This window comes from Pseudomonas sp. R62 (assembly GCF_000257605.1).
Lineage (GTDB): Bacteria > Pseudomonadota > Gammaproteobacteria > Pseudomonadales > Pseudomonadaceae > Aquipseudomonas > Aquipseudomonas atacamensis.
In genome coordinates, this window is sequence record NZ_JH635998.1 from 1,502,769 (window position 1) to 1,519,369 (window position 16,601).

10 protein-coding genes and 1 pseudogene are annotated in these 16,601 nt (G+C 61.1%); 6 read left to right on the plus strand and 5 right to left on the minus strand.

All coding sequences use genetic code 11. The features are described 5' to 3' along the window. A partial coding sequence (gene pncB / locus OQK_RS08050; protein WP_016771923.1) for a nicotinate phosphoribosyltransferase occupies positions 1 to 619 on the plus strand: 619 nt, incomplete at its 5' end. A gap of 4 nt (positions 620 to 623) precedes the next feature. Continuing rightward, entirely contained in the window at positions 624 to 1,451 is an 828-nt protein-coding gene (gene nadE / locus OQK_RS08055) for an ammonia-dependent NAD(+) synthetase (RefSeq protein ID WP_016771924.1), read from the plus strand. Positions 1,452 to 1,567: 116 nt separating this feature from the next. On the opposite strand, the gene azu is transcribed toward nadE, so the two are convergent. Beyond that, entirely contained in the window at positions 1,568 to 2,011 is a 444-nt protein-coding gene (azu, locus tag OQK_RS08060; RefSeq protein WP_016771925.1) for an azurin, read from the minus strand. Positions 2,012 to 2,353: 342 nt separating this feature from the next. On the opposite strand from azu, the gene OQK_RS08065 reads away from it, so the two are divergent. Together OQK_RS08065 and OQK_RS08070 are read left to right on the plus strand one after the other, a co-directional pair. Then, positions 2,354 to 2,941, plus strand: coding sequence for a TIGR00730 family Rossman fold protein (locus OQK_RS08065; RefSeq protein ID WP_016771926.1), 588 nt, complete (start codon positions 2,354 to 2,356; stop codon positions 2,939 to 2,941). Between the two features lie 68 nt (positions 2,942 to 3,009). Beyond that, positions 3,010 to 3,198 carry a hypothetical protein gene (locus OQK_RS08070; protein WP_016771927.1) on the plus strand — a complete coding sequence of 63 codons (189 nt, stop codon included), beginning with the start codon at positions 3,010 to 3,012 and terminating at the stop codon, positions 3,196 to 3,198. A 208-nt stretch (positions 3,199 to 3,406) separates the two neighbouring features. Here OQK_RS08070 and OQK_RS08075 read toward each other — a convergent pair whose 3' ends face one another. The 4 genes from OQK_RS08075 to OQK_RS08095 form a co-directional block, all read right to left on the minus strand. Then, a complete protein-coding gene (locus OQK_RS08075) occupies positions 3,407 to 4,297 on the minus strand; it encodes a transglutaminase family protein (protein WP_016771928.1) in 891 nt (296 codons plus the stop codon). Then, on the minus strand, positions 4,297 to 6,783 hold the full coding sequence (locus tag OQK_RS08080) for a circularly permuted type 2 ATP-grasp protein (protein ID WP_016771929.1): 2,487 nt from the start codon (positions 6,781 to 6,783) through the stop codon (positions 4,297 to 4,299). The genes OQK_RS08075 and OQK_RS08080 overlap by 1 nt, the downstream gene beginning before the upstream one ends. Positions 6,784 to 6,871: 88 nt before the next feature. Then, on the minus strand, positions 6,872 to 10,147 hold the full coding sequence (locus tag OQK_RS08085; RefSeq protein WP_016771930.1) for a transglutaminase family protein: 3,276 nt from the start codon (positions 10,145 to 10,147) through the stop codon (positions 6,872 to 6,874). 456 nt (positions 10,148 to 10,603) lie between these two features. Next, entirely contained in the window at positions 10,604 to 12,907 is a 2,304-nt protein-coding gene (locus tag OQK_RS08095) for a YgiQ family radical SAM protein (RefSeq protein WP_016771932.1), read from the minus strand. Between the two features lie 484 nt (positions 12,908 to 13,391). Here OQK_RS08095 and OQK_RS08100 point away from each other — a divergent pair, with 484 nt between their 5' ends. Together OQK_RS08100 and OQK_RS30390 are read left to right on the plus strand one after the other, a co-directional pair. Next, entirely contained in the window at positions 13,392 to 15,773 is a 2,382-nt protein-coding gene (locus OQK_RS08100; protein WP_016771933.1) for a hypothetical protein, read from the plus strand. Between the two features lie 65 nt (positions 15,774 to 15,838). Then, positions 15,839 to 16,601: pseudogene (locus tag OQK_RS30390) on the plus strand (NEL-type E3 ubiquitin ligase domain-containing protein); the annotation flags it as partial.

Consider the following 16,601-nt stretch of genomic DNA (forward strand, 5'->3'; position numbering starts at 1 on the left):
CGTCGGTACCAGCAACGTGCATCTGTCCCGCGAGCTGGACATGAAACCGCTGGGCACCATGGCTCACGAGTGGATCATGGCCCATCAGCAACTTGGCCCGCGCCTGATCGACAGCCAGATCGCCGCGCTCGATTGCTGGGTGCGCGAGTATCGCGGTCTGCTCGGCATCGCCCTCACCGACTGCATCACTACCGATGCGTTTCTTGGCGATTTCGATCTGTTCTTCGCCAAGCTCTTCGACGGTCTGCGCCACGATTCCGGGGACCCGGTGGCGTGGGGCGAAAAGTGCATCGCGCACTACCACAAGCTCGGCATCGACCCGATGAGCAAGACCCTGGTGTTCTCCGACAGTCTGACCCTGCCGAAATCGTTGGAGATTTTCCGCGCGCTGCACGGTCGCATCAATGTGAGCTTCGGCATCGGTACCAACTTCACCTGCGATATCCCGGGTGTCGAACCGATGAGCATCGTGCTTAAAATGACCGCCTGCAACGGCCAGCCGGTGGCGAAGATCTCCGACGAGCCTGGCAAGACCCACTGCAAAGATCCGAATTTCGTCGCCTATTTGCGACATGTGTTTCAGGTTCCTGCCGAATCCAGTCTATCTAGCAAGGAGTGAATTCATGCAAGCCGTACAGCGTGAGATTGCTGAGCAGCTCAAGGTGCAACCACCGTTCGCCGACGACCAGGCCCTGCAGGCCGAAGTCGCCCGGCGCCTGACGTTCATTCAGGATTGTCTGGTCAATTCCGGGCTCAAGACCCTGGTGCTGGGCATCAGCGGCGGCGTCGACTCACTGACCGCCGGCCTCCTGGCCCAGCGCGCGGTACGTGAACTGCGCGAAAAAACCGGCGACGACCGCTACAAATTCATCGCCGTGCGCCTGCCCTACGAAACCCAGTTCGACGAGCACGACGCCAAGGCCTCGCTCGACTGCATCGCCCCTGACGAAATCCACACCGTGAACATCGGCCCGGCGGTCAAGGCGCTGGCGGCTCAGGTGTCGGCGTTCGAAGGCAAACCGGCGGCGTCAGTGGATTTCGTGCTGGGCAATACCAAGGCGCGGATGCGCATGGTCGCGCAGTACACGATTGCCGGGGTGGCGGGCGGTCTGGTGATTGGCACCGACCACGCGGCGGAAGCGGTGATGGGTTTCTTCACCAAGTTCGGCGATGGCGCCTGCGACCTCGCCCCGCTCAGCGGCCTGGTGAAAAATCAAGTGCGTGCGATTGCCCGCAGCTTTGGCGCGCCGGAAACGCTGGTCGAGAAAGTGCCGACTGCTGACCTGGAAGACTTGTCGCCGGGCAAACCGGACGAAGCGGCGCACGGCGTGACCTATGCCGAGATCGATGCGTTTCTGCACGGGGAAACGGTGCGGGACGAGGCGGCGAAGATCATTGTCGATACGTACAACAAGACTCATCACAAGCGGGTCATGCCGTTTGCGCCTTGATTTTTCAAAGGCATGAAAAAGCCCGCGGAGGAGTGATCCTCAGCGGGCTTTTTCTTTGGCCATCAGTGAAGCGGATGGCCTCTTCGCGAGCAGGCTCGCTCCCACATTGGCCCTGATTACTTGACGACGATGGTGCCTTTCATCATCGAGATGTGGCCAGGGAACGAGCAGAAGAAGCCGTAGCCACCGTCAGCCACCTTGGCAACGTCAAAGGTCACCGAATCGGTTTCCTTGGCGCCGATGATCTTGGTGTGGGCGATGATTCGTGCGTCGCCATCTTTCAGGTAGTTCTTGTCGATACCGGCTGCCAGGCCGTCGGTAGCGATTGGCTGCATGTCAGCTTCTTTGCTGATCACCAGGTTATGACCCATGACGTTCTTCGGCAGGCTGCCGGAGTGGGTCAGTTCGACGGTGAAGGTCTTGCAGCTCTTGTCGATCACGATTTCCTTGGTGTTGAAGGACATCTGATCGGTGGAATCAACGGTGGTTTTGCACTCGGCAGCCATCAATTGGCTGCTGGCCAGCGCCAGCAGGGATACCGCAACAACTTTGGAAAACATGGTGAATCTCCAAGGCAGGGTTAACAAAAACACTAGTGGTGGAAAGACTGCCTGAAATCATCGCAAGTTCATATGACTTGAGTCAAAAATTGTATACAACTTTCAGGCTATGACACTCATCGACACAATCTAACGGCCATTTCGTTGGCCCAGACCTATGATCGGCCCACCTACTGAAACGGAGTGCCAGTCATGTTCTTTAACGGCCTGTTGTGCAGCTTGCTCGCCGCCTACGCCTGTGGCGCCAGCGGTACTTTTGAATCACCCGAACGCGAAGTCTAGACCTTGGAGCGCAGCGTGCCAGCCGTTACCCTGTGCGACTGATCGACTCAGGAGTAACGCATGTCGCTGAAATCCGTTTGTGTGTTTTGCGGTGCCAACGCCGGTACCGTGCCGGCCTACACCGAAGCTGCCGTGACCCTCGGCCGGGCATTGGCCGAGCGTAATCTGACGCTGGTCTACGGCGGTGGTGCCGTCGGTTTGATGGGCATTGTCGCTGATGCCGCGCTGGCGGCTGGCGGCGAAGTGATCGGCATCATTCCGCAAAGCCTGATGGACAAGGAGATCGGCCACAAGAGCCTGACGCGCCTGGAAGTGGTCGACGGCATGCATGCGCGCAAGGCGCGGATGGCTGAGCTGAGCGATGCGTTCATCGCCCTGCCCGGCGGCCTCGGCACGCTGGAAGAGCTGTTCGAAGTCTGGACCTGGGGCCAGCTCGGCTATCACGGCAAGCCTTTGGGGCTGCTGGAAGTGAACGGTTTCTACAGCAAACTCACGGCTTTTCTCGATCATATCGTCGGCGAAGGCTTCGTTCGCGCGCCACACCGTGACATGCTGCAAGTGAGCGAATCGCCAGATTCCCTGCTCGACGCCCTCGATCAGTGGCAGCCGACCGTCACGCCCAAGTGGGTCGACCAAAAACCCGGTTAACCCCCGGACACCGATACAGGGCAGAATACGCGCCGCTCAACCTCACCTTCGACCCCAGAGGATCGCCCATGGCCAAACCCAATTACTCCTTCGCCAAACGTCAACGAGACCTGGCAAAGGAACAGAAGAAAGAGGAAAAGCTTCAGCGCAAGAAGCAAACCGCTGAAGAAGCGGCACTGAACCCTGACGGTGAAGTGGCGACCGATGATGATGTTGATGCATCCGATGCACCGAAAGATCAGACGCCCGACGCCTGAGCCCCACCGGGTTTGATGATCGAATCAGACCCTGCGGATTTGTGACGGGGCTGGCAGTTTTGCTGCCGGCCCTCACAGCCCTGCTTTCCCTGACACACCAAAATCACTGTGGGAGCGAGCCTGCTCGCGAAAGCGGTGTATCTGTTACAAATCCATTGGCTGACCTGACGCTATCGCGAGCAGGCTCGCTCCCACATCTGAAAACCCATCAATTCTGAGGCATCACCGTAACCCGCACTTCCGGGTCGTGATTACCGCCACCGAGAATCACCCCCCGCAACGGCGACACATCGGAGAAATCCCTTCCCCACGCCAGCGTGATGTGTTCCAGCGCCGGCTGCACATTATTGGTCGGATCGAAATCCACCCAGCCCGATACCGGACAGAACACCGATACCCACGCATGCGAGGCGTCGGCGCCGATCAGGCGTGGCTGCCCCGGCGGCGGCTGGGTCAGCAGGTAGCCGCTGACATAACGCGCCGCCAGACCGCGCGAGCGCACACAGGCCAGCATCAGATGAGCGAAGTCCTGACAGACGCCGCGTCGACGCTCCAGCACTTCCACCAGCGGCGTCGCCACCTGGGTGGCTTCGGCATCGAAGGTGAATTCGCTGAAGATCTTCTGCATCAGCGCCTGCACCCCGAGCAGCAACGGTCGCCCTGGCGGAAAACAGCTTTGCGAGAACTCGACGAAGCTGCGCTTCAAATGCACATAAGGCGACTGAAACCGGTAGCGACAGGCTTCGAGCAAGTCGGCGGACAACGGCTGACTGCTGTAGGTCAGCGCATCGCGGGTCTGCTCCCACGCGGGCGACTGGTTGAAATCCAGCGCCGGTCGCGCCAGCACCTCCACCGTCAGCCGGGCGTTGACCTGCAATTCATCATGGGGCCGCTCAAACGCCAGACGCGTCAACGGATTGCCGAATACGTCCAGTTCATCACGGCGCATGGTCGGCTCGGGGCTGATCAGCAACTGCTGCTCGGTGCAGCGCTGCCAGCTGCATTCGCGCGGCCACAAGTGCGCCAGTTGCTGCGCGAGGGAGACCGGGCTGTCGTAGTGATAACAGGTGTCGTGGAAGATCTGATATTGAGCGCTCATCACACGGACACCGTTCGCTGGCTGACATCATCGACATGGGCGAAATGGCGCAGCGCCAGACGATCCGATACCTGGCCGCTGGCTTCGGCGATTTCCTGCAACAGATCGGCCAGACCATCCAGCGCGGCACGTACGCTGGATTTGCCGAACAGCGGATTCTCCAGGCAACCGAGATCAAACCGCGACAGGCGCTCGACCAGTTGCGGCAGCGCGGTTTCCCGAGGCGCGGCGAAATCGTCGTTCAGGCGTTTCAGCGTGCGGGTGACCAGTTTCAGCTGAAACAGCACCGCGTGGGGGTTCTGCTCATCCAACAGCAGCAAATCCAGCACCGGAATCAATTGCGCCACCGCCAGATAGCGCGAGCGATAGGTGATGCTGCTGTTACCCAACTCCAGCAACCACTCCAGCCCGGCCTGATCGAAAGCACCCGCACCGCGCAGAAACGCCGCCAGACTGCTGCTGAGAAATTGCAGGCGTTCGATGCGCCGGCCAATCATCAGAAAACGCCAGCCTTCGTCACGGGTCATGTCATCCAGGGCAAACCCCGACAGCGCTGCCAGCGACATCACCAGACGGTTGAGGAAATCCAGCAGTTCGCCGAAGTCCGGTTCATCGACTTCCAGCTCCAGCGCCTCGCGTTGCAATTCCACCAGCGCCTGCCAGTTTTCCCGGGACAGCTTGCCGCGCACTTGCGAGGCGGCCCATTGCAGGCGTTGCAAGTTGGAGCGCAGGCTGAACGACCAGTCCTCGCCCAGCAACGCAGCGAGCAGGCGCTCCGGCAGTTCGCCCTCATCCGGCAACAGCGCCAGCCGCTCGCCAAGATCGACCGCTGCTTGCAGCGCCTGCGGATCATCGCCATCGACGTAACGCGTGAGCATGATGCGCAGCAGCCGCGCGCTGTCGTCGCAGCGCTCGCAATAACGGCCGAACCAGAACAGATTCTCCACTACCCGCGATGGCAGGTAAGGATCGCGCCGCACCAGATCGTGCACGCCGACATTGCGCTGCGCCTTCCACTGCTCGCCGCTCGGTGCACGGTCGCTGAGCACCCAGGTGTCCTTGCTCGCCCCGCCGCGCTGCATCGACACCACCTCGGCATCGGCCTCGGCCGCCACTCGGGTCAGACCACCCGGCAATACGCGGTAGCCGTCGTGGCTGGCCACCGCATACATGCGCATACCGATCGCGCGGGGTTGCAGATGACCGTCTTCGGCTTGCCATACCGGCGCCTGCGACAGTTGCGCAAGCTCTTGCGCGACGTAGGCATAAGGCCGTGCCTGCATACGCTGCGCCAGTTCCAGGCGCTGACTGTCACTCAAATCACGGCCGAAAACAGGCGCGAAACTCTGCGACGGGAACGCCGGTTTGATCAGCAGCTCCGGAAGTTTTTCCAGCGCCTGCGCCAGCACTGGCGCTTCACCGCACCACCAGGTGGCGATCGACGGCAGGATCAGTTCTTCGCCGAACAGGTATTGATTGATCTTCGGCAAAAACCCCAGCAGCCCCGGCGATTCCAGCACCCCGCTGCCTAGCGCATTGGCCACCAGCACCCGCCCCTGACGCACCGCCTCAAGCAGACCGGGGACGCCAAGCGCCGAGTCGGTACGCAGTTCCAGCGGGTCGCAGAAATCATCGTCGAGGCGGCGCATGATCGCGTGCACCCGGCGCAGGCCGCTGAGGGTTTTCAGGTACACCGTGGCATTGCGCACCGTCAGATCGCCGCCCTCGACCAGCGGATAACCGAGCTGGCGCGCCAGATACAGGTGCTCGAAATAACTTTCATTGAACCGCCCCGGCGTCAGCAGCACCACCAGCGGTGCGTCATCGCCCTGCGGTGCCTGACGGGCCAAAGTTTCCTGCAAGGTGCGGAAGAAACCGGCCAGATGCTGAACCTTCAGATCGCGGTACAAATCGGGAAAGGCGCGGGAGACGATGGTGCGGTTTTCCAGCGCATAGCCGGCCCCGGACGGCGCCTGGGTGCGATCGGCAGTGACCCACCAGCGACCATCCGGCGTGCGCGCCAGATCCACGGCATACAAGTGCAAAAAAGCTGACTCGGGCGGGGCAATGCCCTGACAGGGCCAGAGAAAATTGTTGTGCCCGAACACCAGCTCTGCCGGCAGCAGGCCTTCACTGATCAACCGTTGCGGACCGTACAGATCCGCCAGCACTGCATTGAGCAAGCGCGCACGCTGAGCGATGCCGGCGGACAATTGCTGCCATTCATCAGCCGCGATCACATGGGGCAGCAGATCCAGTTCCCACGGCCGATCAGCGCCCTTGGGATCGGCATAGACGTTATAGGTGACGCCGTTTTCCTGAATCTGCCGCGCCAGCAAGGCCTGGCGCTGCACCAGTTGCGCCGGGCTGCTGCGCTGCAACTGATCGAACAGGCGCTGCCAATGCGCACGCACTGCGCCGCTGCCGTCGAGCAGTTCGTGATAGGTGCCCGCAGTCAGCGGGTAGCGGTCTAACAGGTCAGGCATGGAAAGCTCGGCAGACAGCAGGGAACGGTCAGACTAACGCAGGCACATGACACGCGGATATACGAAAAATCCGCGTGTTGCGTAGGCTCTAGTAACGGCGCAGGTCGGTGGTCATCGGTAGCTCGTCATTGATTTCTACCTTGGGTACGGGAAGTTGCCCCGGCGTGTGTCCGAGGCGGAAAAACCGCGCCATGCGCCGGCTCTCCGCTTCATTGGCATTGACCGGCAAGGTCTCGTAATTGCGCCCACCGGGATGGGCGACGTGGTACTGGCAACCACCCAGCGAACGCCCCATCCAGGTATCGAGCAGGTCGAACACCAACGGCGCGTGCACCGGTATGGTCGGATGCAGGCAGTTGGCTGGTTGCCACGCCCGAAAACGCACCCCGGCGACAAACTCACCCACCCGCCCGGTCGGGTGCAACGGCACCGCGACGCCATTGCAAGTCAGTAGATAACGTTGTGGCGGCAAGCCGTTGAGCTTGACTTGCAAGCGCTCCAGCGATGAATCGACGTAGCGCACCGTGCCGCCCGCCGAGCCCTCCTCGCCCAGCACGTGCCAGGGTTCGAGCGCCTGACGCAGCTCCAGCTCGATGCCATTGACGGCGTAGTCACCGACCTTGGGAAAACGAAACTCCAGATGGGCCGCGAACCACTCCGCGCGCAACGGATAGCCGGCGTTGTTGAGTTCGACGATGACGTCGGCGAAATCCTCTTCGATAAAGTGCGGCAGCAAAAAGCGATCGTGCAGCTCGGTGCCCCAGCGTGCCAGTTTCGCCGGCGCATAAGGCTCGCGCCAAAAGCGCGCGACCAGCGCCCGCAGCAGCAACTGCTGAGCCAGACTCATGCGCGCATGGGGCGGCATTTCAAAAGCGCGCAGTTCCAGCAAGCCGAGACGCCCGGTGGCGCCGTCCGGTGAATACAGTTTGTCGATGCAGAATTCGGCGCGATGGGTATTGCCGGTGACGTCGATCAGCAGATTGCGCAACAGTCGATCGACCAGCCACGGTGCACATTCCTCGCCCGGTTCCGGCATTTGCGCAAAGGCGATTTCCAGTTCGTACAAGGCGTCATTACGCGCCTCGTCGACGCGTGGCGCCTGGGACGTCGGGCCGATGAAGAGGCCGGAAAACAGGTACGACAGCGAAGGATGGTTGTGCCAGTAGCTGATCAGGCTGCGCAGCAGATCCGGCCGCCGCAGAAACGGTGAGTCCGCCGGTGTCGCGCCGCCAAGGACGAAATGGTTGCCGCCGCCGGTGCCGGTGTGGCGCCCGTCGATCATGAACTTTTCGGTGGTCAGGCGGGTTTGCCGTGCCTGTTCGTAGAGAAACTCGGTGCGCTCGACCAACTCGTCCCAGCTCGCCGATGGCTGCACGTTGACCTCGATCACACCCGGGTCCGGAGTGACACGGAAATTGCTCAGGCGCGGATCACTCGGCGGTTCATAGCCTTCCAGCAGTACCGGGCAGTGCAGTTCTTCGGCGGTGGCCTCAATGGCCGCGACCAGTTCCAGATAATCCTCGACCCGCTCCAGCGGCGGCATGAACAGATACAGCCGCCCTTCGCGGGCCTCGGCGCAGAATGCGGTACGGGTCAGCCAGTCAGCGGACTCATCGATTTTCGGCACCCGCTCATCCAGCGCAGCCGGTTCGCCGTGCACACCGAGCTGCGCGGCATCCGGCAGTTCAGCGAAGTCCTGATTCGGATCGTTGGGATGGATGAACGGATATTCCGCCGCTTTCACCCACGGCTGCGACGCCAGCGGCAAGCGATAACCCAGCGGCGAATCCCCGGGCACCAAGCGACAGTGCTCATCGCGCAGATACCAACGCCCGCTCTGCCATTGATCGCCCTTGGCCGTGCGCGCCAGCGGCAGCACCTGACCGATCACCTTGTTCAGGCCCTGACTGAAGACCTTGCGCAACCGGGCGCGCTCCAGCGGTTCTTCCAGGCGCGAATCTTCGGCGCTGACGTTGCCGGGCAACGCGCCCTCGCGCCAGAGGTAATAGAGATGATCCTCGTAAGCCGGGAAGACGAAGCGTGCCGGCAACTTCAGGCGCTCGGCGACGCTGGCGAGAAAGCGTCCGGCCAGTTCGCCGTCGGCGCCATAGTCCTGCTGCTCGTCGGCGATCAACGCGTCGTTGTGCCAGATCGGCTGACCGTCGCGGCGCCAGTAACAATTGAGCGACCAGCGCGGCAACTGCTCGCCGGGATACCACTTGCCCTGACCGAAATGCACCAGCCCCTGCGGCGCGTATTGCTTGCGCATGCGTTGGAACAGTTCGGCGGACAGCCGACGCTTGTCCGGCCCCAGCGCGGCGGTGTTCCATTCGGCGCCGTCCGGGTCGTCGATGGAAACGAAGGTCGGCTCGCCGCCCATGGTCAGGCGCACATCGCCTTCAAGCAGGTCAGCATCGATCTGCCGGCCCAGCGCCTGGATCGCCCGCCATTGCTCATCGGTGTAGGGCTTGGTGACACGTGGCGCTTCCCAGATTCGCTCGACCGACATTTGGTGGCTGAACTGTGTCTCGCAAGGTTCGACCAGACCACTGATCGGCGCCGCCGAGGACGGATCGGGACTGCACGCCAACGGAATATGCCCTTCCCCGGCGAACAACCCGGACGTCGCATCAAGGCCAATCCAGCCGGCACCCGGCAAATACACCTCGCACCAGGCGTGCAGGTCGGTGAAGTCGACTTCGGTGCCCGACGGGCCGTCGAGGCTTTTCACGTCGGCGGTCAGTTGAATCAGGTAGCCGGAAACAAACCGCGCCGCCAGACCGAGATTACGCAACAGCTGCACCAGCAACCATGCCGAATCACGGCAGGAACCGGAGGTGTGTTGCAGTGTGTGCTCCGGAGTCTGCACGCCGGGCTCCATGCGGATCAGGTAGCCGATGTCTTCACTGAGGCGCTGATTGAGCGCCACCAGAAAATCCACCGCCGGCAGCGGCGTGCGGTCGATGCTGTCCAGGTAAGCCTTGAACGTTGGCGTCATCGGCAGGGTTTCGAGGTATGGCGCCAGCTCCTTGCGCTCATCGGCGGCGTAGCTGAACGGGATTCGCTCGGCGTACGGTTCGAGAAAGAAATCGAACGGATTGAACACCGCCATTTCCGCGACCAGATCGACTTCGATGCGCAGCTCTGCGGTTTTTTCCGGGAACACCAGACGTGCCAGGTAATTGCCCTGGGGGTCTTGCTGCCAGTTGATGAAATGCTGCTCGGGCGAGACTTTCAGCGCATAGGAAAGAATTCGCGTGCGGCTGTGGGGCGCCGGGCGCAGGCGGACGATCTGCGGGCCGAGTTCGACAGCGCGGTCGTAGCGATAATGCGTGACGTGATGCAATGCGACATGAATCGACACGGCGTGCCTCCTGCGAGCCTTGGGCGTATGGGAAAGCGCGCAAGACTTATGCCATGCACAGGCTTGCGCGCTTTCGCGAAATGCTCAAGGCAGTACAGCACCAAAACCGGGCGATGCGAGGAAATGCTTGGACTCAGTTGCACGCAAATGTTGCGAACGCTGATTCTTGCGGTGTTTGATCGGACGCTTTCGCGAGCAGGCTCGCTCCCCCATGTGCAATGCGTTCCCCTGTGGGAGCGAGCCTGCTCGCGAAGAGGCCAGCGGCAACAACTTGATCGTTCCCACGCTCTGCGTGGGAATGCAGCCCGTGACGCTCCGCGTCACAACCATGTTCGACAATACTGCGAGTAACGACTGGAACGCGGAGCGTCCCGAGAGGCATTCCCACGCGGAGCGTGGGAACGATCAGCAAAACGCCAACCCGAAGGTTGGCGTTCTGTTCAGCTCAAGCAGTGTTTAGCGCGGCACTACCGGCTTGCGTGTCGGCTTCGGCCCTTTGCCTTTGGCCGCATCCTTGCGTTCCTTGGCCGCCTGCTGGTTGCGGGCGAACGCCGCAGCCTTGGCCTGTTCACGCTTGTCCCACGGATTACCGCCATCACTGGCACGCGGCGGCAGACCGGTGTGCTGGGTGAGAATCTTGGTGGTCTTCTCTTTGGCGACCTTGTGGCTGCCGGCCGGCGTCGAGTTCTTGCGACGGGCGCTCTGGTAGCTGTCGGTGGCCGGCTGATGCGCCGGGATCAGTTGATCCTTGCCTGGGCCGATCAGATCGGCGCGGCCCATGCGGATCAGCGCTTCACGCAGCATCGGCCAGCCTTTCGGGTCGTGATAACGCAAGAACGCCTTGTGCAGACGACGCTGATCTTCGCTCTTGACGATGGTCACGCCGTCGCTCTTGTACGTCACCTTGCGCAGCGGGTTCTTGCCCGAATGGTACATCGCCGTGGCGGTGGCCATCGGCGACGGGTAGAACGCCTGCACCTGGTCGGCACGGAAGCCATTGCCCTTGAGCCACAGAGCAAGGTTCATCATGTCTTCGTCGGTGGTGCCCGGGTGGGCGGCGATGAAGTACGGAATCAGGTACTGCTCCTTGCCCGCTTCCTTGGTGTACTTCTCGAACATGCGCTTGAACTTGTCATAGCTGCCGATGCCCGGCTTCATCATCTGGTTGAGCGGACCTTCCTCGGTGTGCTCCGGGGCGATCTTCAGATAACCGCCGACGTGGTGGGTCACCAGCTCCTTGACGTACTCCGGCGACTCGACGGCGAGGTCGTAGCGCAGGCCGGAAGCGATCAGAATCTTCTTCACACCCGGCAGGGCACGGGCGCTGCGATACAGCTGAATCAGCGACGAGTGGTCGGTGTTCAGGTTCGGGCAGATACCGGGGAACACGCACGACGGCTTGCGGCAGGCGGATTCGATTTCCGGGCTCTTGCAGGCGATGCGGTACATGTTCGCAGTCGGGCCGCCGAGGTCGGAAATGACGCCGGTGAAACCCGGCACCTTGTCGCGGATCTCTTCGATTTCGCGAATGATCGACTCTTCGGAACGGTTCTGGATGATCCGCCCTTCGTGCTCGGTGATCGAGCAGAAGGTGCAGCCACCAAAGCAGCCACGCATGATGTTCACCGAGAAACGGATCATGTCGTACGCCGGGATCTTCTCCTTGCCGTACGCCGGGTGCGGCACACGAGCGTAAGGCATGCCGAATACGTAGTCCATTTCTTCAGTGGTCATCGGAATCGGCGGCGGGTTGAACCAGACATCGAGCTCGCCATGCTTCTGCACCAGCGCACGGGCGTTGCCCGGGTTGGTTTCCAGGTGCAGCACGCGGTTGGCGTGGGCGTACAGAACCGGGTCGTTACGCACCTTCTCCATCGACGGCAGGCGGATCACGGTCTTGTCACGGGTCATGCGCGGGCTGGCCAGGATCTGCACGACCTTGGCTTCCTGCGGATCTTCGACCGGGCCTTTTTCCTGCTCGATGGCGCAGGCCTGGGTGTCCTGGGTATTCACGTACGGGTTGATGATCTTGTCGACCTTGCCCGGACGGTCGATGCGCGTGGAGTCGACTTCGTACCAGCCCTGTGGCGTGTCGCGACGGATGAACGCGGTGCCGCGCACATCGGTGATGTCTTCGATCTTGTGGCCCCACGACAGGCGCTGGGCGACTTCGACAATTGCGCGCTCGGCGTTGCCGTACAGCAGAATGTCGGCGCTGGCGTCGATCAGGATCGAGTTGCGCACGCGATCCTGCCAATAGTCGTAGTGGGCGATGCGGCGCAGCGAAGCTTCGATGCCGCCGAGCACGATCGGCACGTGCTTGTAGGCTTCCTTGCAGCGCTGGCTGTAGACCAGGCTGGCGCGATCCGGACGCTTGCCGGCCATGCCGCCGGGGGTGTACGCGTCATCGGAACGGATTTTCTTGTCCGCGGTGTAGCGGTTGATCATCGAGTCCATGTTGCCCGCCGCGACGCCGAAGAACAGGTTCGGCTCGCCGAGCTTCATGAAGTCGTCTTTGGACTGCCAGTTCGGCTGCGCGATGATCCCGACGCGGAAGCCTTGCGACTCCAGCAGCCGGCCGATGATCGCCATGCCGAACGACGGATGATCGACGTAGGCATCACCGGTAACAATGATGATGTCGCACGAATCCCAGCCGAGCTGATCCATCTCCTCCCTGCTCATCGGCAGGAATGGCGCTGGCCCGAAACATTCGGCCCAATATTTTGGATAGTCAAATAACGGCTTGGCTGCTTGCATGTCGACGACCGGTGTTGAAGTGAAAAATCGCGGGCGCGGAATATAGCACAAATTTTGACCAATTCCGACGACGGTGGTCGGTTTCTCTGTGCGCTGCTCTCGCGCCGCCAACCCGCCACACATTACGCGTTTTTGTTGAACGCACGACGCACGAAACGGCAAGGAAGCCGCCCGCCCGTCGCACTCCCAAGAGCAGCGGGGCATTAAACGAAAAGGAAGACAGGCAATGGCACCCAAACCGCCAACCAGAGGCATCACGACCGTCTCGGTTCATAACCCGCGACCCGATTATTCGATAACCCGGCCTGGTTTCACGGCGCTTTTCGATGGCGGACCGGGGTACAGAATTCCTACACGCCCGACTCCCACAACGGTATCGACATCGATCGATCACGGACTCAACCGCATTACCTCCGTGCCTGCGCGGGCAACGGTCAGCACGACAGCGGCCGCCGAATCGGCTGCAGTTGTGCATGAGCGACCCTTGGGAGATTACTGGATCACTTCGCTGGTCGTGTTGCCGTCAGCCAATGCCGAAGGCATTTCGACGCTTAAGGGACGTCAGTACGTCCAAGTGCCTGAGGGTGGCACCGTGCAGGTCGGTCTGGACCCCGCCAGCGGTCTTTACCGGGCGAAATTGCCCAGCGAATTGCACCCGTCCGGTCCGCTATTGCAGTTCGATGCCGAGAGCCGTCTCTGGCAACCCGTCGATACCTGGGCGCCATCGACCTACCCGCTATCCCCGAGCCGGCTGGAAGCGTTTCGCACCGATCTGGATTTCAGCACGACCGAGCCGGGCGGCGATGGCCTGTTGCGCTTCAACGGCAAACTCTATGTGCAGATCGAGAATCAGGCCTATCAGGTCTTGCATGATCTTGATGCATCAGCGCCGCAGAGGGCGGTCATGCGTATCGTTCGCCCCGACGATCCCATCGCCAGCGATGCCACGAATGTCTACGTCGCATCCCGTCCAGGCAGGTCGGAACCGATCATTTTCGACGCTCGCTACGGCTGGCGAGGGACCAGTGTAACGGGGGCAGCCGGGATGCAGAGAGGGACAGGAGTGGCGCCCTCAGAGCTATGGCAGCGGGTGGAAGTCGGAATCAGACTTGGCCACTTCAACAAGCGAATCGAGCAGGACACCGCTAAAAGTGAACACCTGAAGGAGGTGTGGCGCAGCATCAGGGAAGCGGGGGGCGAGCGCTCAGACGCGGTCAAGCGCGAAACGATGGCGCTGCTTGATCGTGAATTACACAGCCACCAGGCGCTGAGGTCCCTTGCAAAAGCAATAAAATTCCATAAGCAGCAAAAACCCGCGGTACGGCACTTCATAAAGAAGGAAGACTACGACAAAAAAATGATTGCGATGCACAAGATCCAAATGAGCTTTTACGATCAATTGGTCGAATGCGGCTTGACCCGCCATGCGCTGGGAGGGCCACTGATCGACATCGACAGGCTCCCACGAACAGTCAACGTCCTGGGGAAAATTCTCGGCCATATGCGAGAGCGCCAGCACATTGCCGACAATCTGGTGAACACATGGCGGGTCGCGCCGGACGAATTCAGTGCATACGCTCTGACACCAATGGACACTCACGACGTCGTGGCTTCGTGGGTATTGGCCAAAAGCCTGATGCTGGACGACCATCAATCAGGCGGAAACTACCCTCAGGCCTCCGAACTGGCGACCAGATTTGGTCAGGTAACTTTCGTGTATGGAGCGCTGGGTAAAATTCCGGAGACTTCGCACCCTGCGATATTGCGTGATCTGCTCCAGGAATGCACAGCCCTTCGCTACTGGTACGAGCGCCTTGATCTGGCACCCGATGAGCAGCACGCAACGTCACGCACGGCTATCACTGCCGAGCTGAAAATATTCGAAGAGTCGCTGACTCATCGCCTGTTCCAATATCAACGCCAGCCTGATCTCCCGGCGCTGCCGATCAACGATCAGACCATTGATTTCGAGTATGTTCCGGAGCAGGACAGATCCGGCTTCCAACCGCCACCCAAGCGCATTTTCAAGGCAAAGAAACACGGTATTTACAAGATCCATGTCGGCGAATCCCGACGTACCGCGCACAACGAAGAAGTCATCGATGTACGCAGTCTGCACGACCCGCAACAGCCAGTGCAGACCTATGAACAAAGAGCTGGTGAGTGGCACCCCGTCCGCGCAACGCAGGACACAACCCTGCCCGACCTGACTCTCAGAGCCAATCAGCACCTTGAGCAAACCGACGCACATGTGCGCGAAGCCCGGCGCGAAGAGTCGCGCAAAAACCATCCGGACAACATTGTCGAGATGCTTGAGCGCAAGGCCGGGGCAATGGATGAGATCGCACTCCAGCTTCGGCGACAGGAGCCCACCGATGGCGAAACAGATGCGCTGATCCAACGCCTGCAGGACACCAGTGAACGCCTGCGCAGCGAGGGCGAAAACATTCGTGTCCGGATCTACAAGGACATACATTTTCTGAGCCCCGACCGATTGTTGTATCTGATCGACAAGGGCGAAGTACGTGCGCAGAAAATCGAGACCCGGTTGAAACGCGGCAAGGGGCAGAATCGAGACTTTATCGACGTCTATCTACTGACGGATGCGCATACCTACGACCCCCTCTGGCACGCGCACTTTCATTACGCGAAACCGGATACGCCCGATCTCAACTTCAATGTTTCCGGCGGGCACCTGAAAACCCTTGAGCAAAGCCGCATGGGTGTGCGTTCGCAGCGCCGGGAAGAACGGGCGCAGCGGCCACACAAACCTATCTGGCGCGCCGCCCTCGATGGCCACGCAGCACAGAAAATTTTCGACCTCGCCGCCACCTCTTTCCATCCCGAGACACATCATCAGGCATGACGCCGAACCGGCCGGCAGCGTCCGTTGCGGACGCGACCGCTCAATCACTACAAGGAACGTAAGACATGCGCAGCAAAACGCCGCACCCAGTTAGTCCCCCCGGTAATTTTCATCTTCGACCGGATACATCCGCCGATGCCATCCCGCAGCGTCCCCTCCTCACGCCGCGCCCCAGTCTTGACCCAACCGCGTTGAGCGGCCCGCCAATCCGCGCGAACCGGCGCACGGACAGCAACGATCCTGATGCGATCATCCCGGCGCCGAATGTCACAGTGCATGCGGCTGCATCAGCGCTGCAAACCATGGTCAACACAGGCCACCCCGTCGAGCATTACCGCCTCGCTGTCGCAACCGGCTTGCCTGACGCCGACGCCGAAGGCCTGAGGACATTCAAGGGTCGTCACTACGTGGAAATGGCAGACGGCGGTTTCGTGCAGGTGAGCAAGGATTCGCCGAGCGGCCTCTGGCGCGCCGGGCTGGCGAGCGAATCGAAGCCCTCCGGACCGCTGATGCTGCACGATCCGGAGAGTGGCAGGTGGCATGCGCTGGAGTTCTCGCCGCCGAGCACCTTCGCTTTATCGGTGACACGCCTGCAAGCGTTTCGCACGCCGTTCGACTTCAGTCATAGCTCACGCGACAGCGATGGGCTGTACCGCCATGACGGCAAACTCTACGCAGTGATCGACAATCACAGCTATCAGGTCCTGCACGATCACGATGCTTCGACGCCTCTGACCGAGGTGATGCGCATCGTCCGCCCTGAAGATCCTGTCGCCGCTGACGTCGACAACATCTACAGCGCAACGCGCCCGGGCAGATCAGAGCCTG

Coding starts and splice junctions, on each gene's coding strand:
- OQK_RS08065 (WP_016771926.1), top strand. CDS start 2,354: ATGTCGCTGAAATCCGTTTGTGTGTTTTGCGGTGCCAACGCCGGTACC.
- azu (WP_016771925.1), bottom strand. CDS start 2,011: ATGTTTTCCAAAGTTGTTGCGGTATCCCTGCTGGCGCTGGCCAGCAGC.
- OQK_RS08095 (WP_016771932.1), bottom strand. CDS start 12,907: ATGCAAGCAGCCAAGCCGTTATTTGACTATCCAAAATATTGGGCCGAA.
- OQK_RS08080 (WP_016771929.1), bottom strand. CDS start 6,783: ATGCCTGACCTGTTAGACCGCTACCCGCTGACTGCGGGCACCTATCAC.
- nadE (WP_016771924.1), top strand. CDS start 624: ATGCAAGCCGTACAGCGTGAGATTGCTGAGCAGCTCAAGGTGCAACCA.
- OQK_RS08075 (WP_016771928.1), bottom strand. CDS start 4,297: ATGAGCGCTCAATATCAGATCTTCCACGACACCTGTTATCACTACGAC.
- OQK_RS08070 (WP_016771927.1), top strand. CDS start 3,010: ATGGCCAAACCCAATTACTCCTTCGCCAAACGTCAACGAGACCTGGCA.